This is a genomic window from Coprococcus sp. AF16-22 (assembly GCF_003461545.1).
Classification (GTDB): Bacteria; Bacillota; Clostridia; order Lachnospirales; family Lachnospiraceae; genus Coprococcus; species Coprococcus aceti.
Window position 1 is genome coordinate 37,258 of sequence record NZ_QTXH01000001.1, and the last position, 23,656, is coordinate 60,913.

General features: G+C 44.0%; 24 protein-coding genes and 1 tRNA gene. 22 read left to right on the plus strand and 3 right to left on the minus strand.

All coding sequences use genetic code 11. The features are described 5' to 3' along the window. The first annotated feature begins 162 nt into the window (after positions 1-162). From rho to DWW60_RS00225, 13 genes are all read left to right on the plus strand, one after another. On the plus strand, positions 163-1,785 hold the full coding sequence (gene rho / locus DWW60_RS00165) for a transcription termination factor Rho (protein WP_055144179.1): 1,623 nt from the start codon (positions 163-165) through the stop codon (positions 1,783-1,785). Between the two features lie 153 nt (positions 1,786-1,938). Next, on the plus strand, positions 1,939-2,145 hold the full coding sequence (gene rpmE / locus DWW60_RS00170; RefSeq protein WP_004853176.1) for a 50S ribosomal protein L31: 207 nt from the start codon (positions 1,939-1,941) through the stop codon (positions 2,143-2,145). 87 nt (positions 2,146-2,232) lie between these two features. Then, a complete protein-coding gene (locus DWW60_RS00175) occupies positions 2,233-3,189 on the plus strand; it encodes a DUF1385 domain-containing protein (protein WP_199414439.1) in 957 nt (318 codons plus the stop codon). A 15-nt stretch (positions 3,190-3,204) separates the two neighbouring features. After that, entirely contained in the window at positions 3,205-4,068 is an 864-nt protein-coding gene (gene prmC, locus DWW60_RS00180; RefSeq protein WP_015534159.1) for a peptide chain release factor N(5)-glutamine methyltransferase, read from the plus strand. Between the two features lie 52 nt (positions 4,069-4,120). Then, a complete protein-coding gene (gene prfA, locus DWW60_RS00185) occupies positions 4,121-5,197 on the plus strand; it encodes a peptide chain release factor 1 (protein ID WP_015534158.1) in 1,077 nt (358 codons plus the stop codon). A gap of 1 nt (position 5,198) precedes the next feature. After that, positions 5,199-6,254 carry a histidinol-phosphate transaminase gene (gene hisC, locus DWW60_RS00190; protein WP_022216024.1) on the plus strand — a complete coding sequence of 352 codons (1,056 nt, stop codon included), beginning with the start codon at positions 5,199-5,201 and terminating at the stop codon, positions 6,252-6,254. A gap of 213 nt (positions 6,255-6,467) precedes the next feature. Further along, entirely contained in the window at positions 6,468-7,367 is a 900-nt protein-coding gene (locus tag DWW60_RS00195; RefSeq protein WP_015534156.1) for a DUF5688 family protein, read from the plus strand. Between the two features lie 83 nt (positions 7,368-7,450). Then, entirely contained in the window at positions 7,451-8,038 is a 588-nt protein-coding gene (locus DWW60_RS00200) for a TetR/AcrR family transcriptional regulator (protein ID WP_117874157.1), read from the plus strand. Between the two features lie 18 nt (positions 8,039-8,056). Beyond that, complete coding sequence (locus tag DWW60_RS00205; RefSeq protein ID WP_015534155.1) at positions 8,057-8,452, plus strand: response regulator; 396 nt, start codon at positions 8,057-8,059, stop codon at positions 8,450-8,452. Between the two features lie 96 nt (positions 8,453-8,548). Next, positions 8,549-9,865, plus strand: coding sequence for a replication-associated recombination protein A (locus tag DWW60_RS00210; RefSeq protein WP_117874158.1), 1,317 nt, complete (start codon positions 8,549-8,551; stop codon positions 9,863-9,865). Position 9,866: 1 nt separating this feature from the next. Then, complete coding sequence (locus DWW60_RS00215) at positions 9,867-10,079, plus strand: hypothetical protein (protein WP_015534154.1); 213 nt, start codon at positions 9,867-9,869, stop codon at positions 10,077-10,079. 80 nt (positions 10,080-10,159) lie between these two features. Continuing rightward, positions 10,160-10,663, plus strand: coding sequence for an SEC-C metal-binding domain-containing protein (locus tag DWW60_RS00220; protein ID WP_055144187.1), 504 nt, complete (start codon positions 10,160-10,162; stop codon positions 10,661-10,663). A gap of 96 nt (positions 10,664-10,759) precedes the next feature. After that, entirely contained in the window at positions 10,760-12,757 is a 1,998-nt protein-coding gene (locus tag DWW60_RS00225; protein WP_022216019.1) for an ATP-dependent helicase, read from the plus strand. Between the two features lie 11 nt (positions 12,758-12,768). On the opposite strand, the gene DWW60_RS00230 is transcribed toward DWW60_RS00225, so the two are convergent. Beyond that, complete coding sequence (locus DWW60_RS00230) at positions 12,769-13,071, minus strand: DUF1292 domain-containing protein (RefSeq protein WP_015534151.1); 303 nt, start codon at positions 13,069-13,071, stop codon at positions 12,769-12,771. Positions 13,072-13,347: 276 nt separating this feature from the next. On the opposite strand from DWW60_RS00230, the gene cysS reads away from it, so the two are divergent. From cysS to DWW60_RS00250, 4 genes are read left to right on the plus strand one after another with little or no spacing between them, the layout of a single operon-like run. Further along, positions 13,348-14,739: a cysteine--tRNA ligase gene (gene cysS / locus DWW60_RS00235; protein WP_117548823.1), complete on the plus strand. Its 1,392-nt coding sequence runs from the start codon at positions 13,348-13,350 to the stop codon at positions 14,737-14,739. Next, the gene (locus DWW60_RS00240) at positions 14,724-15,281 is read left to right on the plus strand and encodes a Mini-ribonuclease 3 (protein WP_015534149.1); all 558 of its coding nucleotides are present in this window, start codon (positions 14,724-14,726) and stop codon (positions 15,279-15,281) included. The genes cysS and DWW60_RS00240 overlap by 16 nt, the downstream gene beginning before the upstream one ends. Beyond that, a complete protein-coding gene (rlmB, locus tag DWW60_RS00245) occupies positions 15,271-16,053 on the plus strand; it encodes a 23S rRNA (guanosine(2251)-2'-O)-methyltransferase RlmB (RefSeq protein WP_015534148.1) in 783 nt (260 codons plus the stop codon). Before DWW60_RS00240 ends, rlmB begins: the two co-directional genes overlap by 11 nt. Positions 16,054-16,064: 11 nt before the next feature. After that, positions 16,065-16,655 carry a sigma-70 family RNA polymerase sigma factor gene (locus DWW60_RS00250; RefSeq protein WP_117548824.1) on the plus strand — a complete coding sequence of 197 codons (591 nt, stop codon included), beginning with the start codon at positions 16,065-16,067 and terminating at the stop codon, positions 16,653-16,655. A 279-nt stretch (positions 16,656-16,934) separates the two neighbouring features. Here DWW60_RS00250 and DWW60_RS00255 read toward each other — a convergent pair. Beyond that, positions 16,935-17,007, minus strand: a tRNA-Thr gene (locus tag DWW60_RS00255). Between the two features lie 201 nt (positions 17,008-17,208). On the opposite strand from DWW60_RS00255, the gene DWW60_RS00260 reads away from it, so the two are divergent. Both DWW60_RS00260 and DWW60_RS00265 read left to right on the plus strand, forming a co-directional pair. Beyond that, positions 17,209-18,885 carry a glutamine--tRNA ligase/YqeY domain fusion protein gene (locus DWW60_RS00260; RefSeq protein WP_055144198.1) on the plus strand — a complete coding sequence of 559 codons (1,677 nt, stop codon included), beginning with the start codon at positions 17,209-17,211 and terminating at the stop codon, positions 18,883-18,885. Between the two features lie 96 nt (positions 18,886-18,981). Further along, the gene (locus DWW60_RS00265; RefSeq protein ID WP_055144201.1) at positions 18,982-19,629 is read left to right on the plus strand and encodes a hypothetical protein; all 648 of its coding nucleotides are present in this window, start codon (positions 18,982-18,984) and stop codon (positions 19,627-19,629) included. Positions 19,630-19,683: 54 nt separating this feature from the next. Here the strand turns inward: DWW60_RS00265 and DWW60_RS00270 are convergent, their stop codons facing one another. Next, positions 19,684-20,403: a DUF6062 family protein gene (locus DWW60_RS00270; protein WP_015534143.1), complete on the minus strand. Its 720-nt coding sequence runs from the start codon at positions 20,401-20,403 to the stop codon at positions 19,684-19,686. A gap of 147 nt (positions 20,404-20,550) precedes the next feature. Between DWW60_RS00270 and DWW60_RS00275 the strand changes: the two genes are divergently transcribed. From DWW60_RS00275 to groL, 3 genes are all read left to right on the plus strand, one after another. Further along, entirely contained in the window at positions 20,551-21,426 is an 876-nt protein-coding gene (locus DWW60_RS00275) for a DNA-3-methyladenine glycosylase family protein (protein WP_022216012.1), read from the plus strand. A gap of 170 nt (positions 21,427-21,596) precedes the next feature. After that, the gene (locus DWW60_RS00280) at positions 21,597-21,884 is read left to right on the plus strand and encodes a co-chaperone GroES (RefSeq protein WP_015534141.1); all 288 of its coding nucleotides are present in this window, start codon (positions 21,597-21,599) and stop codon (positions 21,882-21,884) included. 80 nt (positions 21,885-21,964) lie between these two features. Beyond that, positions 21,965-23,596, plus strand: a complete 1,632-nt coding sequence (gene groL / locus DWW60_RS00285) for a chaperonin GroEL (protein WP_004853959.1) — start codon at positions 21,965-21,967, stop codon at positions 23,594-23,596. Positions 23,597-23,656: the final 60 nt, after the last annotated feature.

Here is a 23,656-nt window from a genome sequence, read left to right on the forward strand (position 1 = left end):
TGAGCGAGAATAATATGCGTGCTTAGCGCATTTTTATTTTTTTACCGTAATTGAATTTGATGTATCATTGAGAGACACTACTTATTTCTTAGAGTGTTTATATTCCCATAATACTTAATTTATTTGTTAATCATTGGTTTCAGTGAAAGGAGACAATTATATATGGATTTTAGTAAAGCTTCTCTTGCAGAGTTGCGTCAGTTTACCAAGGATAATGGTATAAAAGGCTGCTCGGGAATGAAGAAGGCGGAGCTTGCGCAGTTCCTCATAAAATATGTGGAGGAGCATGTGACAGCGGTTTCAGTGGAAAATAAGAAAAATGTGTCAGAGCCTAAGACCGAGCATGTGGTCAGAGAGACAGCCGGAGACACAGAATACAGAAAAACCAGGATAGTACATCACTCTGAGGGCTCAAGAGGTGATGATTTCAGGGAGAACAATGGACAGAGACGTATGAGAAGAATGGCTACATATCAGGATCACAGCCAGAATCAGGAGAGATACCAGGATAGAGGTCAGAATCAGGACAGAAACCAGGAAAGGTATCAGGACAGAGGTCAGAGCCAGGAGAGATACCAGGACAGAGGCCAGAATCAGGACAGAGTCCAGTCAAATCAGGCGGCACAGAACGTGAACGAGTATCTGCCGGAGCTCGACAGTGGAAGACAGGCTCACGGAATACTTGAGGTCATGCCTGAGGGATATGGCTTCATAAGAAGTGCAAACTATCTTCCGGGAGATCAGGATATATATGTGTCACCGGCACAGATCAGAAGATTTGGTCTCAAGACAGGAGATATAGTCACAGGTAATATAAGAAACAAGACACAGGGAGAAAAGTTCAGTGCCCTTTTATATGTGGCAAGCGTGAACGATGAGGATCCTGTGGTCATAGCGGCCCGCAAGAGCTTTGAGGAGATGACCCCTATCTTCCCTAATGAGAGGATAGAGCTTGACGGAGACGGTGCTCCTATCCCTATCAGGATGATCAATCTTCTTGCCCCTATAGGTAAGGGACAGAGAGGCATGATCGTTTCACCACCTAAGACAGGAAAGACGACTCTTCTCAAGCAGATCGCAAAGCAGATCAGCAGAAGATATGAGGATATGCACCTGCTCGTCCTTCTCATAGATGAGAGACCTGAGGAGGTAACAGACATAAGAGAGTCCATAGAGGGCCCTAATGTGGAGGTTATCTATTCAACATTTGATGAGCTTCCAGAGCATCATAAGAGAGTGTCAGAGATGGTCATTGAGAGAGCAAAGAGACTTGTGGAGTCCAAGAAGGATGTCGTGATCCTGCTCGACAGTATCACACGTCTGGCAAGAGCGTATAACCTCACGGTCGCTCCTAGCGGAAGAACTCTGTCAGGTGGTCTTGATCCTGCAGCGCTTCACATGCCAAAGAGATTCTTTGGTGCCGCCAGAAACATGCGTGAGGGAGGAAGCCTTACGATCCTTGCCACAGCGCTGGTCGACACGGGCAGCAAGATGGATGACGTTGTATTTGAGGAGTTCAAGGGAACCGGTAACATGGAGCTTGTGCTTGACAGAAAGCTCTCAGAGAAGAGGATATTCCCTGCCATAGATATAGCAAAATCCGGCACCAGAAGAGATGATCTTCTGCTCAACAAGGAAGAGCAGGAGGTTGTCACAGCCATTCACAAGGAGCTCATGGGAAGTAAATCAGAGGATATTCTTGAGGATGTCAGAAAGCTGTTTGTTCGTACCAGAAACAACAAAGAATTTATCCACTATGTAAAGCAGTCACTTCTCAGAAAATAACAGCAGGATTGTTGAGATGATTTTGTCAAAAAAATCAAAAAACTGCTTGCATTGTACTGGTCACTATGTTAGAATACAGAAGTTGTGTTATGAAGAACCCTGGCTTTATGCCTGTTCTCATATATAAATATATATGTAAAGAGGTGAAAAAGAATGCGTAAAGGAATACATCCAGATTACTATCAGGCAAAGGTTGTATGTAACTGTGGTAACGAGTTCGTTACAGGATCAACAAAGGAAGAGATTCACGTAGAAATTTGCTCAAAGTGTCATTCATTCTACACAGGTCAGCAGAAGGCAATCAAAGCACGTGGTAGAATTGATATGTTTAATAAGAAGTATGGCGTTCAGGCCAACTAATAAAAACGTTGATAGCTTGAGGTTATTTTACAATAATCTCAAGCTGTTTTTTTATTATCCAGTTAAATATACCGATAGGAGATTGGCGTGAAGAGAGTAAGAATAGGCGGTCAGGCTGTCATGGAAGGTGTCATGATGAAAAATGGCGACAGATATGCGGTGGCAGTCAGAAAACCGGATAAAGATATAGAAGTGAAAGTTGTGGATTATGTGTCCATGGCATCGAGAAGTGTATTTTTCAGAGTTCCTATAATCAGGGGAGTTGTCAATTTCGTGGAATCCCTCGTGATAGGAGTGAAGACCCTCACATACTCAGCATCGTTTTACGATGACGAGGAGCCTGAGAAGGCGGAGAAAGAGAAAAAAGAAAAGAAAAAAGAGAGGACACCTGAGCAGCAGAAAAGAGCGGACGATGCGGCGATGATAGGTACAGTGTTATTTTCACTTGTATTTGCCATCGCGTTATTCATGATGCTTCCTGCATTTATCGGGGAACTCATAGACAAGGTTATAGATAACAGGATCATAATGTCTGCCATAGAGGGAGTTATAAGACTTGGAATATTCCTGGGATATGTGGCACTCATATCGCTTATGAAGGATATACAGAGAGTGTTCATGTACCATGGGGCAGAGCACAAGACGATCAACTGTTTTGAGGCTGGGGTGCCACTGACTCCGGAGAACGTGAAGAAGTATTCAAGATATCATAAGAGATGCGGAACAAGCTTTCTGTTCATCGTAATGATAATAAGCATAATTGTTTTCATGTTTATAAGCGCAGATACGGCATGGCTCAGACTTGTCATAAGACTGCTGCTGGTTCCGGTAATCGCCGGTATATCATACGAATTTATAATGTTTGCTGGCAAGAGTGATTCAAAGCTTGCAAATGCGCTGTCAATTCCGGGAATGTGGGTTCAGAGACTCACCACAAGGGAGCCGGATCTTGACATGATAGCAGTTGCGATAAAGTCCGTGGAGGCAGTTATAGACTGGGAGGCATACCAGGACGCCATGCACAAGGGCGAGATAGAAGATTAAAGGATTTCGATAGAGATGAAGCTGTGTGAACTTTTGAGAATGGGACGGGACAGGCTGGAGAAAAGTGATGTTCCTGATGCGGATATAGACGCTGATATATTGTGGCAGTACCTGTCGGGTATGAACCGTATGGATATGATCATGGCCAGAGAAGATGACGTGGATGATGATAAATCGGAAGCCTACATGAAGCTCATAGAAAAGAGGAGCACAAGGATTCCGCTTCAGTATATCACAGGTGAGCAGAATTTCATGGGATATGATTTTGATACCGCAGAAGATGTGCTCATTCCAAGGATGGACACAGAGACTCTTGTTGAGACGGCATTGAAGCTTGTAAAGGACGCTGACCATAACGTTGATGTTCTGGACATGTGCTGCGGTTCGGGCTGCATAGGAGTATCGTTTGGACTCTGGAACAAGAACAGCAGGATCGTACTTGCCGATGTATCTGAGGCAGCGATCGGTCTTGCAAGGAGAAATGTAGCGAAACTGTGTGCAGGGGATGATAGATTTGAAGTGGTCAGGACGGATCTCTTTGAGCAGATATCCGGGAAATATGACCTCATACTGTCGAATCCTCCATATATAAGAAGTGATGTCATAGAGACACTAATGCCGGAGGTCAGGGAGCATGAACCACATCTGGCACTTGACGGAACGGCGGATGGATTGTATTTTTATAGAATAATAGCCGATAAGGCGAGAGAATATATAAAGGATGAAGGATATGTTGTATTCGAGATTGGCAATGATCAGGCAGAAGATGTACAGTACCTCCTTGTAGATTCAGGTTATGACGATATACATGTTGTACAGGATCTGAGTGGTAATGACCGGGTGGTGTACGGCAGATATGACAGAGAAGATAACCGGTAGATTTAACGCTGCAGGAGACAGCGTGACAGAATGAATATAGAGAGGTATAGATATGTTTGACAGATTAGAAGAACTTGTAGATAAGCTTGATACGATAAATAATCAGCTCACCGATCCTGATGTTGTGTCAGATCAGAACAAATTCAGAAAGCTCATGAAGGAGCAGAGCGATCTCTCACCTATAGTTGAGAAGTACCATGAGTACAAGGATGCAAAGACTACCATAGAGGACAGTCTTGAGATTCTTGAGGAGGAGAGCGACGAGGAGCTCCGCGAGATGGCAAAGGAAGAGATGAATGAGGCAAAGGCGAATCTCGAGACCATAGAGCAGGAACTCAAGATTCTTCTGCTTCCAAAGGACCCTAACGATTCCAAGAACGTAATCGTGGAGATCCGTGCCGGTGCAGGCGGAGATGAGGCTGCTCTGTTCGCATATGAGGTGTACAGAATGTACCAGAAATATGTTGACCAGTTCAAGTGGAAGGTTGAACTTATGAGTGTCAACGAGAACGGTATCGGAGGATTCAAGGAGGCTGTGTTCATGATCACCGGAGACGGTGCGTACTCCAAGATGAAGTACGAGAGTGGTGTACACAGAGTACAGCGTATACCTAAGACAGAGTCAGGCGGAAGAATCCATACATCGACCATAACAGTTGCGGTTATGCCTGAGGCTGAGGAAGTTGATGTAGAGATAAATGAGAATGATATAAGGATAGATGTAATGCGAGCATCCGGAAACGGTGGACAGTGTGTCAATACAACCGATTCGGCAGTACGTCTTACACATATACCTACAGGAATAGTGATCTACAGCCAGACAGAGAAATCACAGCTCCAGAACAAGGCAAAGGCATTTGCCCTTCTGAGATCAAAGCTGTACGACATGGAGCTCCAGAAGCAGCATGACGCAGAGGCTGCGGACAGAAGAAGCCAGATAGGAACAGGAGACAGATCAGAGAAGATCAGAACATACAATTTCCCTGAGGGAAGAGTTACAGATCACAGGATCAAGCTCACATTATACAAGCTTGACCAGATCATGAACGGAGATCTGAATGAACTTATAGACAGTCTTATAGCGGCTGACCAGACAGCAAAGCTGGCACAGGTGAATGAGGAGGAATAATATGGCAGCGTGGAGCGACAATATAAGAAAAGTAGAACCTTATGTTCCGGGTGAACAGCCTAAGGATACAGATGTGATAAAGCTCAATACGAATGAGAATCCGTACGGCCCGTCACAGAGAGTGAAGAATGCAATAGTGGATATCGATACACTCAGATTATATCCGGATCCAACAGCATCGGCACTTGTCGATGTGCTTGCAGAGTATCACGGAGTTGATCCTTCACAGGTATTTGTGGGAGTGGGTTCGGATGATGTGCTTGCCATGTCGTTTCTTACATTTTTCAACTCTGACAAACCAATATTGTTCCCTGACATTACATATTCCTTCTATGATGTGTGGGCAGAGCTTTTCAGTATCCCTTACGAGAGACCGGCACTTGACGAAAACTTCAGGCTGGTGAAGGAGAATTACTACAGAGAGAACGGGGGAATCGTATTCCCTAATCCAAATGCCCCTACAGGAATATACGAGGACATAAAGAATGTGGAGGATATAGTCAGCCACAACAAAGATTCGATAGTCATAGTAGACGAGGCGTATATAGATTTCGGCGGCGAGTCGGCACTTGGCCTTATAGACAAATATGACAATCTTGTGGTTGTAAGAACGTTCTCAAAGTCGAGATCCATGGCGGGACTCAGGATAGGATATGCAATAAGCAACCCGGTTCTGATAAAGGCCCTCAATGACGTAAAGTATTCATACAACTCATATACAATGAACAGACCATCACTGATAATGGGAACAGAGTCAGTTAAGGACGATGAGTATTTTAAGGAGACTGTTTCAAAGGTGGTCGCCACGAGAGAGAGATTCGTGGAAGCTATAAAGCCACTTGATTTTACATGCCTTCCTTCGTCTGCAAACTTTGTATTTGCAACGCATAAGGATATTCCGGCAAAGGAGATATTCCAGGCTGCGAAGGATGCCCATATATATGTCAGATATTTTGACAAACCACGTATAGACAATTATCTGAGGATATCCATTGGTACGGATGAAGAGATGGATAAATTCACAGAGTTCCTTACAAATTATATACAGGAGAGATAATAAACAGACCGCTGTGCCGAAGGCATGGCGGTTTTTTCTTGATATGGCGGCAACAACTGTGCCAGGATTCCAATATAAAGCGCAGGATTCCACTATAAAGCGCACCAAAACTATTGAATTTGGCAGAGTTTTTCTATAGAATTCACCCATGAAATATTTCAGGAAAAAATATCGGGACGTTTCGTTTGATTTTGTTTGTAAAAGGAGAATTGAATGAATTTTGATGAATTTATAGCCAGAGTAGTGGATGAAATGAGAAGCAGACTTCTCAGACAGGGAGATGGATCAGACATCCGGGTCAATAAGGTTTTGAAGAATAATGGGGTGGAGCTCACTGCGATGAATGTGTGCAAGAGCTCTGAAGAGGTGTGTCCTACGATATATCTTGATCCGTTTTACAGGGATTATGAGCAGGGGATGGATTTTGATGTTGTTATGGAAGATATATGCAGGCTCAGAGAGGCGAACTGCAGGTGCAGGAAGCTTGATATACGCGATGTGGTGGATGAGACGAAGGTTATGGACAACATAATATTGCGGCTTGTCAACAGGGAGCGAAATAGCCGGCTGCTTGAGAGTGCACCATTTATAGAGTTTAATGATCTTGCGATAACTTTCAGAAGGGTGCTGAGTCTGGATAACGACGGCCTGGCAACCACGATAGTCAACAATAATGATGTGAAGAGGTGGAGAGTCAGTCTGGATACATTGTATAAGAATGCACTTAAGAACACCCAGAGAATGTTTCCGTGTGTAAGGCAGAACCTTTTTGATGCGCTGAAGGGCAGATATGAAGGGATAGATTTCGATGACGACTGTGACAATGTGGACGAACTGTACATGTTGTCAAACACGCACGGTATCAATGGGGCCACGGCCGTACTGTATGATGGAATGCTTGAGGAGTGTGCGAATATGGTGGGTGATGACATATATATCCTGCCATCCAGTGTGCATGAGCTGCTGTTTATCAGGGCAAGTGCGGATTACACAGAGGATTATTACAAGGATCTCATAAGAGAGGCGAACAAGGTAACAGTGTCTGCCATGGATTATCTGTCTGACAGTCTGTATATGTACAGCAGGGAAAAAGGAAAACTCTTGATAGTCTAAAATGTTGACAAAATATATCCCATGACATAGAATAAAACCAGTGTTCTAAGGGCAAAAATTATGTTTAATGGGAGGAACAGACATTGGAGGATAGTTATATTTCGTGCAGAGATAAAATTGTCGCTTCAGCTATCGAACTAATTGGAGATTTGGGATTACATGCTCTTACACCGAAGAACCTTGCACGAAAGCAGAATATATCTGATACGCTGATATATAAGTATTTTGGGGGTATAGATGAGGTACTTATAGCGGTTGTGAACGAATATGCGGCATTTGATGTCAATATCCAGAGGACTGTTGAGAGACTTGACGGGACATACCTGGATAAGATCAAGTATTATGCAGATACATATGCAACATATTATGATAACTATATTGGTATGGGTGCGATAATGTTGCATTATGAAGAATTGCTTCACATGTCAGAGACGAGAGAGATCATCTCTGAATGTATGTTGAAGCGTAATGATTTTGTGTGCACATTATTTCAGAGTGCGATTGAAAGCAAGGAGATACGAGCGGTTTTCTCACCGAAGGAACTTACGCTCATGTTCAACGGAATTTTTACAGAGGGATTGCTTGAACGGAGAAACCAATACTCAAGGAAGAGTTTCAGGGTTGAGATCAAGGAGATGCTCAGTCATCTTGAGAAAGTACTTAGGTTGTAAAATTAGGGAGGAATTGTCATGAAGATATTAATAGCTGAGGATGATGTTGCAAATGCAAAATTTTTATCCAAGTATTTGAGTAAGTTTGGTGATGTGGTCATAACACCTGATGGAATCGCAGCGGTTGATGAATTTGTAAATGCTCTTGAGAAGGGCGAACTGTTCGAGCTGGTGTGTCTTGATATCATGATGCCAAAGATAGATGGGTATAAAGTTCTGGCATCCATAAGAAGTGCAGAGAGAAAGCACGGAGTGTCAAGGATGCTCAGATCGAAGGTCATAATGACTAGCGCACTTGACGAGGCAAGCTTTGACAGCAATCTCGCCAGCGACGATTATGATGATTACATATGTAAGCCGATTGATATCATGAAGTTTAATGACATGCTGAAGAAACTGGACATTATCAAGTAGATGATATGATATTGATACATGCGAAGCCCGTTATTGCAAGATATCGGGCTTCGAAGTGTCTTATGACACTGAATATTAGATGGCAGGGACATAAAGATGGATTTATTTGAGTATATGAGGGAGAATTTCTCGGAGGATGATTCTCCTCTGGCAAAAAGAATGAGACCGACCAGCCTTGATGACGTGGTTGGACAGGAACATATTATAGGCAAGGACAAGCTTTTGTACAGGGCGATAAAAGCGGATAAGATAAGTTCGCTTATATTTTATGGCCCTCCGGGGACCGGCAAGACTACGCTTGCCATGGTCATAGCCAATACAACCAAAGCGGAGTTCAGACAGCTCAACGCCACAACGGCGGGCAAGAAGGACATGGAAAAGGTTGTGGAAGAGGCGAAGAATACCAAGGCTATGTATGGCAGACGGACTATACTGTTCATCGATGAGATCCACAGATTCAACAAGTCACAGCAGGATTATCTCCTGCCATTTGTTGAGGATGGAACGGTGGTGCTCATAGGAGCGACCACGGAGAATCCTTATTTTGAGGTTAACGGAGCTCTCATATCCAGATCTCATATATTTCAGCTCAATCCATTGTCCAGAGAGGACATCAAGAAGCTCATCCACAAGGCAGTGTACTCAGAAAATGGCATGGGTGCATTTGATGCAGACATTGATGAGGATGCCGAGGACTTCCTTGCAGACATGGCGTCGGGAGATGCGAGAAGTGCGTTAAATGCCATAGAACTCGGAGTCCTGTCGACGGAGAGAAGCAAGGACGGCAGGATACATATAACGCTTGAAGTGGCGGAGGAATGTATCCAGAAGAGAGCTATAAGATATGACAAGGACGGAGATAATCATTATGATATAATATCCGCATTTATAAAGAGCATGCGTGGATCAGATCCTGATGCGGCGATATTCTACCTTGCAAAGATGCTTTACGGAGGTGAGGATATAAAGTTTATTGCCAGAAGGATCATGATATGTGCCAGTGAGGATGTGGGCAATGCTGATCCGAATGCTATCGTGGTGGCGTCGGCATGCGCACAGGCTGTGGAGAGAGTCGGAATGCCTGAGGCACAGATAATACTTGCCCATGCGGCTTCCTACGTTGCGTGTGCACCGAAGAGCAATTCTGTGGTGAATGCGATATTTGCGGCTATGGATGCGGTAAAGCATGAGGACACGGGCCAGGTTCCGGTGTATCTCAGAGATGCACATTACGGCGGTGCAGCAAAGCTTGGACACTCAGGATACAAATACGCTCATGATTATCCGAATAATTACGTTGACCAGCAGTATCTTCCTGATAAGATTGCAGGCAGGGTATTCTATGAGCCGTCGGACAATGGTTATGAGAGAGATATCAAGGCGTATTTTGATAAGATAAAGAAGAGAGACTGATATGGATATATTGAAGAGAATTGGAGCTATAGTGCTTGTACTTGTGCTCATCGGAATGTATGTTGCGACATTTATAATGGGAATAACCGGAAGTGATAATCTGATGGGTATGATATTCCTTGATGTGGTCATTCCTGTTGTGTGCTGGGGAATATGGCTCATCGCCAGGGTGCTCAGACGCAAGGGCGAAGATATGAGAGATCAGAACAAGTAGAACAGTACAAATATGTTGAAAAAAATTACATAATTTGATATACTCTTTAAAGTTCAAAAAATACTTAAGAGGTAGATGAAATGAGTTTATTAAAAGAATGGCGTGATTACGCATACGGATTAGATGACAGAACACCTGAGGGAAAGGAATTCTGGGTTAGTTATTTCCAGGCAGAGAAGGGCGTATATGAGCAGCTTCTTGCTAATCCTCTTGCAGACCCTGTACATGGAACTGTAAAAGAGCTTGCTGAGAAGTACGGACTCACTATTCAGTATATGATCGGATTCCTCGACGGAATAGATGACAGTCTTGCAGAATCAAACAATCTTGATGATGTGACAGAGGACTCAGAGGTTAAGCTTCCTATAGATTATGAGAAGCTTTATATGAACATGGTTGAGTGCAATGCAGAGTGGCTTTACACTCTTCCTCAGTGGGATGGAATATTCTCCAAGGCAAAGAGAGACGAGCTCTACAAGATACAGAAGTCATCTAAGACTATCATCAAGGCACCAAAGGTTGGAAGAAACGATCCATGTCCATGTGGAAGCGGACTTAAGTACAAGAAGTGCTGCGGTAAGTAATGATATATATCATGCTGATATAACTGGCAGATATGAGAAGGCGGTTAAAGGGTAAACTTTTGACCGCCTTTTATATTTGCGTGAAAGGATATACAGATGGAATTTAATGAATCCCAGAAGAGAGCGGTGAGACACTGCGATGGGCCGATGCTGCTGCTAGCGGGGCCTGGTTCAGGTAAGACTACGGTCATCACCCACAGGATAAAATACATTACAGAAGAACATGGTGTGAGACCTGACAATATTCTGGTCATAACCTTCACGAAGGCTGCGGCAAATGAGATGAAGGGGCGGTTTCAGGAGCTGTGTCCGGGCGTCCGCGGGGTAACCTTTGGCACGTTTCACTCTGTATTTTTCTGGATACTCAGAAATGCATATAATTACACAGCGGCGAATATCGTCACGGATTCAGAAAAGTATGGAGTCATAAGGGACAGCATAGACAGGCACGGCTTTAGGTATGACAGTCAGGAGGATTTTGCCAAGAATGTTGTCGGGGAGATAGGCAATGTCAAGAGCGGGAGAGTGAGTCTTGAGAACTATGAGAGCACAACGATGAAGCCTGAGGATTTCCGAGTTGTGTACGATGAGTATGAGAATTTCCTGAGAAGATGCGGGAAGATAGATTTTGACGATATGCTGGTGTTCACATATGAGCTATTGTCGGAGAGACCAGACATACTTAAGATGTGGCAGAACAAGTTTCGGTACATACTCATAGATGAGTTCCAGGATATAAATATGATCCAGTATGACATTGTGAAGCTGCTGGCCGGAGAGAGACAGAACGTATTTTCCGTGGGTGACGATGATCAGTCGGTGTATGGCTTCAGGGGGGCTGCTCCGGCTATAATGAAGAAGTTCCCGGAGGATTTCCATGGTACGGTTATAGAATACCTGAATGTCAATTACCGCTGTAGCTACGATATAGTTGAGTGCTCGAAGCGGATAATACAGAACAACCGGGACAGATATGAGAAGCAGCTCAGGTCGGCATTTGCCGCGGGACAGAGCGACAGAGTCCATATAGTTAAGACGGACAGCATGACGGAGCAGAATAAGAAGATCATAGACAGGATAACAGAGCTTAACCGGGCTGGTATTCCATACCGTGAAATGGCGATCATATTCAGGACGAATACCGAGCCGAGGGCGCTGGCTTCAAAGCTCATGGAAAATGGCATACCATTTTTGATGAAGGATAACATACCAAATATCTTCACGCACTTCCTAGCTGAGAACATATTTGACTATATAAGGCTTGCAAGGGGCAGCAGGGACAGGAGAACGGTCCTCAGGATCATCAATAAGCCGAACAGGTATATAAGCAGGGATGCATTTGATTCGCCGGTGGTGAACTTTGAGGAGCTGAGGCAGAATTATAAGGATAAGTATAGGATAGTCAACAACATAAATGTCCTTGAGAACGATCTGGAGAGGATAAGCAGACTTGCACCGTACGCGGCTGTGAATTATATAAGGAAAGCGGTTGGACTGGATGCGTATGTGAGGGAATATGCTGAGTACAGGGGCGTGAGTGAGGATGATTATATTGATATCCTGGAGGAGATACAGGACAGTGCAAAAGACTTCCTGAGCTTCGACGGCTGGATGGAGTATATAGACGAATACACAAAACAGCTCAGAGAGCAGAGCAGGCAGGGCAGTGTGGCGGGTGATACAGTCACACTTTCGACTATGCACTGTTCAAAGGGACTTGAGTATTCATATGTATTCATAATGGATGCTGTTGAGGACATAACGCCTCATAAGAAATCGGTTGGAGATGGAAATATAGAGGAGGAACGCAGGCTGTTCTATGTGGCAGTCACGAGGGCTAAGTATGGACTGTATGTGTATGTTCCCCAGAAAATGTATGGAAGAAAAGCGGTGACCTCGAGATTTGTCCAGGAAATGCTTGTGGACAGGTCTCTGATAAAAACAGGAAACACCATAATCCACAAGCGGTATGGACGTGGAGTCATCACATATGTAGATGACAGAAAGCTGTGTGTCCACTTCGATGATATACATGAAACAAAGACGCTCAGCCTTGAATACACGATAAATAACGAGCTTATAGAAAACGCATAGATGTACGGATATTATTCCTCGTCATCTGAATTGAATTCCAGATCGTCCAGGATCTCGTCGAGGGCGTCAGCGACATCGTTGAACTCAGCCTCGTCGGTGATCTCGTCCAAGGTGACATCGTCTCCCTGCTCGCTGTATCTGTACACGATGATATCGGCATCCTCGTCATCTGCAGGAAGCAGAGCGGCATAAGAGATGTCATTTACCTCGAATTTGGCAATGATCTCACATGTGCAGGATGTTCCATCCTCGTATGTTATATCGATCATCTCGATATCCATTTCGTCGGTTTCGTTATTGTTTATATCTGACATATAGGTATCCTCCTGATTGTTTTATTCAGTTTATTCTAGTAAATAATTGGTGCTATGTCCAGTACAATTATAAAATGAAATTATTGACAAAGCCTGCACCCGCACATATACTAGACACAAAAGGCGAAGAACAGGAATTGTAGTATTTAATACAATCAGAGTGGAACCGCGGAGATAATACTTCGTCTCTATATGCATATCATATGTATATTGGGACGAAGTTTTTTGTTTGCTTACAGATATATTATCGACCAATATAGAAAGGACATTATATTTATGAAGATTTTAAACACGCTCACAAGAAGAAAAGAAGAGTTTGTGCCTATCAACGAGGGTAAGGTGGGAATATATGTATGTGGTCCTACTGTATATGATTATATCCATATAGGAAATGCCAGACCAATGATAGTATTTGATACGCTCAGAAGATATCTGGAGTACAAGGGCTATGATGTCAATTATGTATCGAATTTTACTGATGTCGATGACAAGATCATAAAGCGTGCAAATGAGGAGGGGGTGGATGCCAGCGTTATATCAGAGAGATATATCGCAGAGGTCAAGAAGGATATGGCGGCTCTCAATGTGCGTGAGGCGACAACACATCCAAAGGCAACAGAAGAGATACCGGATATGATTGAGATGGTAAAGACTCTTATAGAGAAGGGATACGCTTACGAGGTGAATGGAACCGTATACTTCAGAACCAGAAAGTTCAAGGACTACGGCAAGCTGTCCAAGAAGAATATCGATGACCTCCGTTCAGGTAACAGAGACCTTCTTGTATCAGGTGTTGATGAGAAGGAGGATCCGCTTGATTTCGTTCTCTGGAAGCCAAAGAAGGAGGGCGAGCCATCATGGCCATCACCATGGGGCGATGGAAGACCAGGCTGGCATCTTGAGTGCTCGGTTATGTCCAAGAAATATATCGGAGATGTAATAGATATACATGCGGGTGGAGAGGATCTTATATTCCCACACCATGAGAACGAGATAGCACAGAGTGAGGCTGCAAATGGCACAGAGTTCGCAAGATACTGGATGCACAACGGCTTCCTCAAGATCAACAATGAGAAGATGTCCAAGTCACTTGGCAACTTCTTCACAGTCAGAGAGATAGCAGAGAAGTACCCTCTTCAGGTCATCAGATTCTTCATGCTGTCAGCCCATTATAGAAGTCCGCTCAACTTCTCAGCAGACCTTGTTGAGGCTTCAAAGAACGGCCTTGAGAGAATCCTTACAGCAGTTGACAGACTGAAGTCTATAAGCGGAACAGAAGGAGAAGTAGATAAGGCAGTTGCAGACGAGATGGATGCATTTGTGAAGAAATACGAGGCAGCCATGGATGACGACCTCAACACTGCAGATGCGATCTCAGTTATATTTGAGCTCGTAAAATATGCAAATGTAAATGTGACAGAGGATTCAACAAAGTCTACTGTGGAGCTTGTGCTCAATACAGTGACAAAGCTCTGCGACATACTTGGAATCATCACAGAGAAGAAGAAAGAGATACTTGATTCAGATATAGAGGCTCTTATCGAGGAGAGACAGGCTGCAAGAAAGGCAAAGAACTTTGCTAGGGCAGATGAGATCCGTGACCAGCTCAGTGATATGGGAATTATCCTTGAGGATACCAGAGAGGGCGTAAAATGGAAAAGAGCATAGACAGTTACTTTACTGAGATACTCGGGGTGACATACACTAATCCAAGGGAGTATTCACCGCTTTCACTTGCATATATAGGTGACAGCGTGTTTGATCTTCTCATAAAGACCCTTGCTGTCACAAAGGATAACAAGCAGGCATACAAATACCACAAAGAGGTGAGTCAGCTTGTGAAGGCGGAGGCTCAGGCGGGATATATAATGTATCTTCTGGACAACGGACTGCTCACCGAGGAGGAAGAGTGGATATACAAGAGAGGCAGGAACACCAAGACTCATTCAACAGCCAAGAATGCGACTGTGGGACAGTACCGAATGGCAACGGGCTTTGAGTGCCTTATAGGCTTTCTGTATCTTGATAAGCAGTATGACAGGATGTTTGAGATCACGAGGATCATACTGAACCATGATCCAGTTGAAACGGACAGGGCAGAACAGCAGCACAAGGATCCGGGCAAAGCAGCACAGGAAGATACAATAGAGGATACCTCAACACTTGAAAAGAGTACAGAGAGTACAGATGGAGAAAAAGATGCAGAATAGAGAATTTGAGAATAACATTAAGACAGAGAGCGATGAGGAAGCATTTGTCATAGAGGGAAGAAATGCAGTCCTCGAGGCTTTCAGATCAGGCAAGACCATAGATAAGCTGTATGTCCTTGACGGATGCAGGGATGGGATCGTGAACAGCATAGTCAGGGAGGCGAAGAAGCAGGATACAGTGATAAACTACCTCTCAAAGGAAAAGTTAAACCAGATGTCACAGGCTGGCAAGCATCAGGGAGTGATTGCACATGCAGCGGCATATAAGTACGCAGAGATAGAGGATATGTTTGCACTGGCTGAGAGCAGAGGAGAGGATCCATTTTTCTTCATACTTGATGAGATAGAGGATCCACACAATCTTGGTGCGATCATCAGAACAGCGAATCTCTGTGGTGCCCACGGTGTAATCATACCTAAGAGGCGTGCAGTCGGAATCACAGCTACAGTTGTAAAGGCATCAGCGGGAGCTATCAATTATACACCTGTTGCAAAGGTGACAAATATCAGCAAGACCATAGAGGAGCTGAAAGATAGAGGCATGTGGTTCGCCTGTGCGGATATGGACGGAGAACTCATGTACAAGTGTAACCTCACAGGTTCCCTTGGACTTGTCATAGGTAATGAGGGAAGCGGCGTCAGCAGACTGGTCAAGGAGAAGTGTGATTATGTCGTATCTGTTCCTATGAAGGGAGACATAGACTCACTCAACGCGTCAGTTGCTGCCGGAGTTCTGGCTTATGAGGTCGTAAGACAGAGGATGAACAAGTAAAGGTAGAGTATATGTATTCGGAATTATCAGATAATGAACTGCTGGAGCTTATAAATGAACAAAAGGATAACGATGCTATGGAGACACTTATCAAGCGCTATGGCCCAATGATAACGGGACAGAGCAGAAGCCTTTATATCATAGGTGCTGATGAGGAGGATCTTATACAGGAGGGCATGATCGGACTGGTCAAGGCTGTGAATAATTACAGACCTGACAAGGGCGCGACATTCAAGACCTTTGCGTTCATGTGCGTGAGAAGGCAGCTCATTACCGCGGTGAACAATTCAAACAACAAGAAAAACGGACCGTTGAACTACTATATATCGATCTATGGCGATGGCGGGGGAGATTACTCCAGCCCGCTTGATGAGATAGATTCGGGTGTCATAACTAATCCTGAGGATATCATGATGGCGAAGCTGCGTGAGTCAGATCTTATAAAGCTCATCGACAGTAAGCTTTCTAAGTTTGAGAAGCATGTTCTTGACGAATATCTAACAGGCGCTTCTTATGAAGTGATAGGGGAGAGACTCTGCAAACCGGCAAAATCCATAGACAATGCGGTTCAGAGGATCAGAGCTAAGCTCAGGGATGTGTAATTAGAATAATAAAATTTTAAGTTGTTTAATCAAAGACAGGAAGCGGCATAGTGCCGCTTCCTTTTTTGCAAAAAATTAGCTGATCATCGGATTAAGGAGTGGTGACATGAGAGCGGAGAGCAAAGCTAAAAAAGGTAACGATGTCATGAGTGAGTGGAATAAGAAGTGGGCTGATGGAATATATGAAGCTGAGACTGCGGGCGGAAAGTAAGTGATCCGGTCTGCGGTGGATAAAAATAAAGCCGCTCAGGGCGGCGTAAATACGGACAAAAAAATAAAAGCTACTAACGGGAGTCGGACCCGTGACCTCAACATTACCAATGTTGCGCTCTACCACCTGAGCTATAGTAGCTTGCTTTTCAAAAGCAATAATAACTATAACAAAATGGACATCAAAAATCAAGTAAAATATTTACATTTGTGCGAAAAATAATTACAAATAAAAAGATAATTGTGGTACAAGCAGTAAAAGTATGGTAAACTAACTGTAATCGTGTGCAAATTCGGTTGCAGACATTTAGAATTATCAAAAAAAGCGGGAGGCAGTTTGGAAATGGCTGAAGAGATGACAGGTAAGAATTTCATTGAACAGATAATTGAGAAAGATATCGCAGAGGGTAAGGTGCCGAAGATCGTTACCAGATTCCCACCAGAGCCAAATGGATATTTACATATAGGACATGCCAAGTCAATACTTTTGAATTATGGACTGGCACAGCAGTATGGCGGACAGTTTAATCTCAGATTTGACGATACCAACCCTACAAAGGAGAAGACAGAGTTCGTAGAGTCAATACTTGCAGATGTCAAGTGGCTGGGAGCAGACTTCGGAGACAGAGTGTTCTTTGCATCAAATTACTTTGACCAGATGTACGAGGCTGCCATAAAGCTCATCAAGAAGGGCAAGGCATATGTGTGTGACCTCACAGCAGATGAAATCAGAGAGTACAGAGGAACTCTCACTGAGCCGGGCAAGAACAGCCCATACAGAGACAGAAGCATAGAGGAGAATCTTGATCTGTTCGAGAGAATGAAGAACGGTGAGTTCCCTGACGGAAGTAAGGTACTCCGTGCAAAGATAGATATGGCAAGCCCTAACATCAACATGAGAGATCCTATTATCTACAGAATAGCGAGAATGAACCACCACAACACAGGTGACAAGTGGTGCATTTACCCTATGTATGACTTTGCACATCCTATCGAGGATGCCATCGAAGGTGTTACACATTCTATATGTACACTTGAGTTTGAGGATCACAGACCTCTGTATGACTGGGTGGTTATGGAGCTCGGTTACAAGGATTCACCTGAGGGCACACCAAAGCAGATAGAGTTCGCAAAGCTTTACCTGACAAATGTCATAACAGGTAAGAGATACATCAAGAAGCTTGTCGAGGACGGAATAGTAGACGGATGGGATGACCCACGTCTTGTAAGTATTGCAGCCCTCAGAAGAAGAGGCTTCACACCATCAGCTATTAAGAAGTTCATGGAGCTGGTTGGAATATCCAAGAGCCAGTCGTCTGTTGATTACGCTATGCTTGAGTATTGCGTGAGAGACGACCTGAAGCTCACAGCCAAGAGATACATGGCAGTTGTTGATCCTGTAAAGCTTGTCATCGACAACTATCCTGAGGATCAGGTTGAGTACCTCGATGTCGAGAACAATCAGGAGAACGAGGAGCTCGGAAGCAGAAAGGTAGCATTCAGCAAGTATCTGTATATAGAGAGAGAGGACTTCATGGAGGAGCCTCCTAAGAAGTATTTCAGACTGTTCCCTGGCAACGAGGTTCGTCTTAAGAATGCATATTTCGTAAAGTGCGTGGGATTTGAGAAGGACGAGGACGGCAATGTCACAACAGTACATTGTACATATGACCCAGAGACAAGAAGCGGTTCAGGCTTTGAGGGACGCAAGGTCAAGGGAACCATTCACTGGGTATCGGCAGAGAGCGCAATAGATGCAGAGGTTCGTCTGTATGAGAATATCATCGATGAGGAGAAGGGGAAGCTCAACGACGATGGTACATTGAATCTCAATCCAAACTCACTTGTTATCAAACAGGGATGTAAGCTTGAGAAGGCATTTGAGGAGGCTCAGCCGGGAGAGGCATTCCAGTTCCTGAGAAATGGTTTCTTCTGTGTTGACTCAAAGGATTCTACAGCGGAGCATCCTGTATACAACAGGATCGTGTCACTCAAGAGTTCTTACAAGCCGGGCAAGTAATTACCGGGGATGCGTTTATAATTTATGATGTGGGGATTGGCGCTTATCCTGTGGGGGGATATGCGTACATCAAAATAGGTGATTGGAAACAAAAATATGAAAGATGAGAGTAAGAAGGTATACATACTTTTGTCAAAGACAAAAACAGTTCCTTCAAATCTCATAAAGCTTATGACCAGAGAGCCGTATTGTCACACATCTCTGGCACTGGACATAAGTCTTGATGAAATGTACAGTTTTGCAAGGAAAGGTGTATACAATCCATTTAACAGTGGATTTATCAGTGAGAACATAGAAAAGGGAATATTTGGAAAGCACAAGGGAACCAGATGCGCTGTGTATGAGCTGAAGGTCACGAGTAAGCAGTATGACAGGATACAGCAGGAGCTCGCCAGATTCAAGAAGCATCCGGACAGATACGGATATAACTTCATGGGTGTATTCAGCGTATTTTTCCATCTTGCGTATGAGAGGGAATACAGTTTCTTCTGTTCACAGTTCGTGGCATCGGTGTTGAAAAATGCCGGTGTGGATATATTCCACAAGAAACCGGGACTTGTCAAGCCGGGGGATTTCAGAAGGTGCCCTGAGCTCAGACCGATATTTACCGGGCTTCTCACAGAATACAGAGCATATCTCCATGAGAGAATGAAACAGGCTCATGGCATAGAGAACACAGGCAGAAGGCTTGGCATGATAAAGCCGGCGCTTCCGGATGGTCTCATTGCATGGAGAGTCAGTTAAAATAAGCCGCTTTACAGATATGTAAGGCGGCTTTTATTTATTGTCATGTGTTTATTATTCTACAAATGTGTGGCCAATCTTGATGATCCCTCTCGGGAGGGCGTCCTTGGAATTCTTCCATGGCTCGTTCTTGTATCTGTAGTCAAACTTGTCTATGAACCAGCTCAGGTCACCATTGACACGTTCCATATTGTCAAAGTATACCTTGTTGAGGATTTCGATGAACTGCGCATACTGTTCCTTGCTCAGTTTGTTCTGGCCTGTCTTGTACAGTATTCCGTAGTGGTATGTACAGAAGCCTTTGCTCGTAGCAAATTTGTCCCTGAACTCGGAATCTCTTTTCCACATATGGAAGATAGTGTCTACATAGCGTACGAACATGTCATCCATACGTCCACAAATGAAGCAGCTTTTCTCCATATTCTCTATATAATCGACAACAGGTGCATTTGGTGTGTTCTTGCCGAACAGACCGGCTTTGGCGGCGGGACCTTTGGCAGCCAGCGCCCTCATATCTTGTATAGTCTTATTCATATGGGTGTTCATCATGAGTGCCAGACCCAGACGATTCTTTTCCTGATAGAGCATTCTCAGATGATGACTGCAAAAACCAAGCTTGTCAGTCATGGCACGGTTGTCGTCCTCCATGTAGCTTGGCCCCATCGTATATTCAATTGCATTTCGTTCAAGATCCTTCTGCATCTGGCACATAGGGCATTCGCAGCCGCTGTCAAATGCATCGTTTACTGGTATAGTGTATATCTGTTCAGCCATAGATCCTCCTGTTTGTGATAGTGTCAGTTTTTGCCACACTGCTTATGTGACATTGAAAATAATATACAGGTATTATACAATAGCCTGGAGAAATTTATAAGACAAAAAGCACAATTATACAAATATGAAATGGCAGGTGTACGGAAGATGAATGTAAGTTGTGATGGCAATATAGTTACGGTAGACGGAGTGAAGGATTTCAGACTTTCTCAGATACTTGAGTGTGGTCAGTGCTTTCATTTTGACAAGCTTGATGATGAAGTGTATGAGGTCATAGCATTTGGCAGGGCTGTGAAGATGGAACAGTCAGGCGGCGTGCTCAGGATATATGGTTCATCCATGGAAGACTATGAAGGAATATGGCGTCCTTATCTGGATATGGACAACGATTACGGGCTCATCAAGGAGAGTGTCATAAAGGCGGACAGCGCACTTCAGACGGCTGTGAATGAGAAGGATGGAATACGTATACTCAATCAGGACTTCTTTGAGACGCTTATATCATTTATCATATCCCAGAACAAGAATATCCCTCAGATAAAACAGTGTGTGAAAAATATATCGCATAGATTTGGTGATGAGGTCATAGGATATAATGGCGAGGCATTTTATGTGTTCCCTGATGTAGACAGACTTCATGAGGTCACAGAGGATGAGCTCAGGGAGTGCAAGGTCGGATTCCGTGCTCCATACATAATGAATGCGACGGAGGCGGTGTACTCGGGAAATGTCACAAAGGAGAAGCTTGACGCACTTGACATAGAACAGGCAAGGGAACTTCTCATGACTATAAAGGGAGTAGGAGAGAAAGTTGCCAACTGTGTCCTGCTCTTTGGACTTGGAAGACGTGAGGCTTTCCCTGTGGATGTGTGGATGAAGAGGATCATGGAGAGCATGTACTTTGATGGCAAGGACACAAAAAAACTGGAGATAGAGGCATTTGCCGTGAAAAAGTTCGGAAATCTCGGGGGATATGCGCAGCAGTATCTGTTTGACTATGCAAGAACGACTCTTTTTAAGTGATATGTATTACTGTAGATGACAGACATATTTTTATATATTTTTTAGAAAATAAGGGTTGATTTTTTTATAGAAATGGATAGAATATAAAACAGTGTTAGCACTCACATAAATTGAGTGCTAAGAACGAAGATGAGAAAATAAAAGAAAAAATAAATCAGGAGGTATATATCATGAAGTTAAGACCACTTGGAGACAGAGTAGTATTAAAGCAGTCAGTAGCAGAGGAGACAACAAAGTCAGGAATCGTATTACCAGGCCAGGCAAAGGAGAAGCCACAGTATGCAGAGGTTATAGAGGTTGGCCCTGGAGCAGTTGTTGATGGCAAGCTGGTTCCTATGGACGTTAAGGTTGGAGATACAGTTATATATCAGAAGTTCGCTGGTTCAGAGGTTAAGCTTGACGACGAAGAGTACATAGTTATCAAGCAGGACAGCATCCTTGCAATCGTTGAGAAGTAAAAGCATATATCCAGACAGCGTGAGCTGTGGGAGACATATGCGGATGATATATATGTAATATAACATGGAGGTAGATAGAAATGGCAAAGGAAATTAAGTACGGTGCTGAGGCTAGAAAGGCACTTGAGGCAGGAGTTAATCAGTTAGCAGATACAGTAAGAGTTACACTTGGACCTAAAGGAAGAAACGTTGTACTTGCAAAGTCATACGGTTCACCACTCATCACAAATGATGGTGTTACAATAGCAAAGGACATCGAGCTTGAGGATGCATTTGAGAACATGGGTGCTCAGATCGTCAAGGAAGTTGCAACAAAGACAAACGATGTTGCAGGTGATGGTACTACAACAGCTACAGTTCTTGCACAGGCTATGATCAATGAAGGAATGAAGAATCTGGCAGCAGGTGCTAATCCTATCGTTCTCAGAAAGGGAATGAAGAAGGCTTGCGACAAGGCAGTTGAGGCTATTCTTGATATGAGTGAGACTATCAGCGGAAAGGATCAGATCGCAAGAGTTGCATCTATCTCAGCTGGTGACGATGAGGTTGGACAGATGGTTGCCGACGCTATGGAGAAAGTGTCAAAGGATGGAGTCATCACAATCGAAGAGTCAAAGTCAATGAAGACAGAGCTCGACCTTGTAGAAGGTATGCAGTTCGACAGAGGTTATATTTCAGCTTACATGGCAACAGATATGGAGAAGATGGTTGCAGAGCTTGATAACCCATATATACTTATTACAGATAAGAAGATCTCAAATATCCAGGAGATCCTTCCACTTCTTGAGCAGATCGTTCAGAGCGGATCAAAGCTACTGATCATCGCTGAGGATATCGAGGGTGAGGCTCTCACAACACTTATCGTCAACAAGCTGCGTGGTACATTCCAGGTAGTAGCTGTAAAGGCTCCTGGTTATGGCGACAGAAGAAAAGAGATGCTTCAGGATATCGCTATTCTTACAGGCGGTAAGGTAATCTCAGAGGAGCTTGGATATGAGCTCAAGGATGCTACTCTTGATGACCTTGGACGTGCAAAGAGTGCTAAGATCACAAAGGAGAACACAGTTATCGTTGATGGTATGGGCGCTAAGGAAGACATCGCAGGTCGTGTAAATGTCATCAAGGCTCAGCTTGAGGAGACAACATCAGAGTTTGATAAAGAGAAGCTTCAGGAGAGACTCGCAAAGCTTGCCGGTGGAGTTGCAGTTATCAGAGTCGGCGCAGCTACAGAGACAGAGATGAAGGAAGCTAAGCTCCGTATGGAGGATGCCCTTAATGCCACAAGAGCTGCAGTTGAAGAGGGAATCATCTCAGGTGGTGGTTCAGCATACATCCACGCTGCAAAGAAGGTTGCAGAGCTTGTAAAGGATCTTGAGGGCGATGAGAAGACAGGCGCTAAGGTAGTTCTCAAGGCTATGGAGGCTCCACTGTTCCACATCGCAGCCAATGCAGGACTTGAGGGATCAGTCATCATCAACAAGATCAAAGAGTCTGAGGTTGGTGTGGGCTTTGATGCATACAATGAGACATATGTCAACATGATCGAGGCAGGAATCATTGATCCTGTTAAGGTTACAAGAAGTGCACTTCAGAACGCTACATCAGTTGCTTCAACAATGCTCACAACAGAGTCAGTTGTAGCTGATATCAAGGAAGACGCTCCAGCAATGCCAGCAGGCGGAGCAGGAATGGGCGGCGGAATGGGCTTCTAAGGAATAGAGTCAGACACGATTTCGCAGTAAAATACAAAGACTAAGATAAAAAAGGATCAC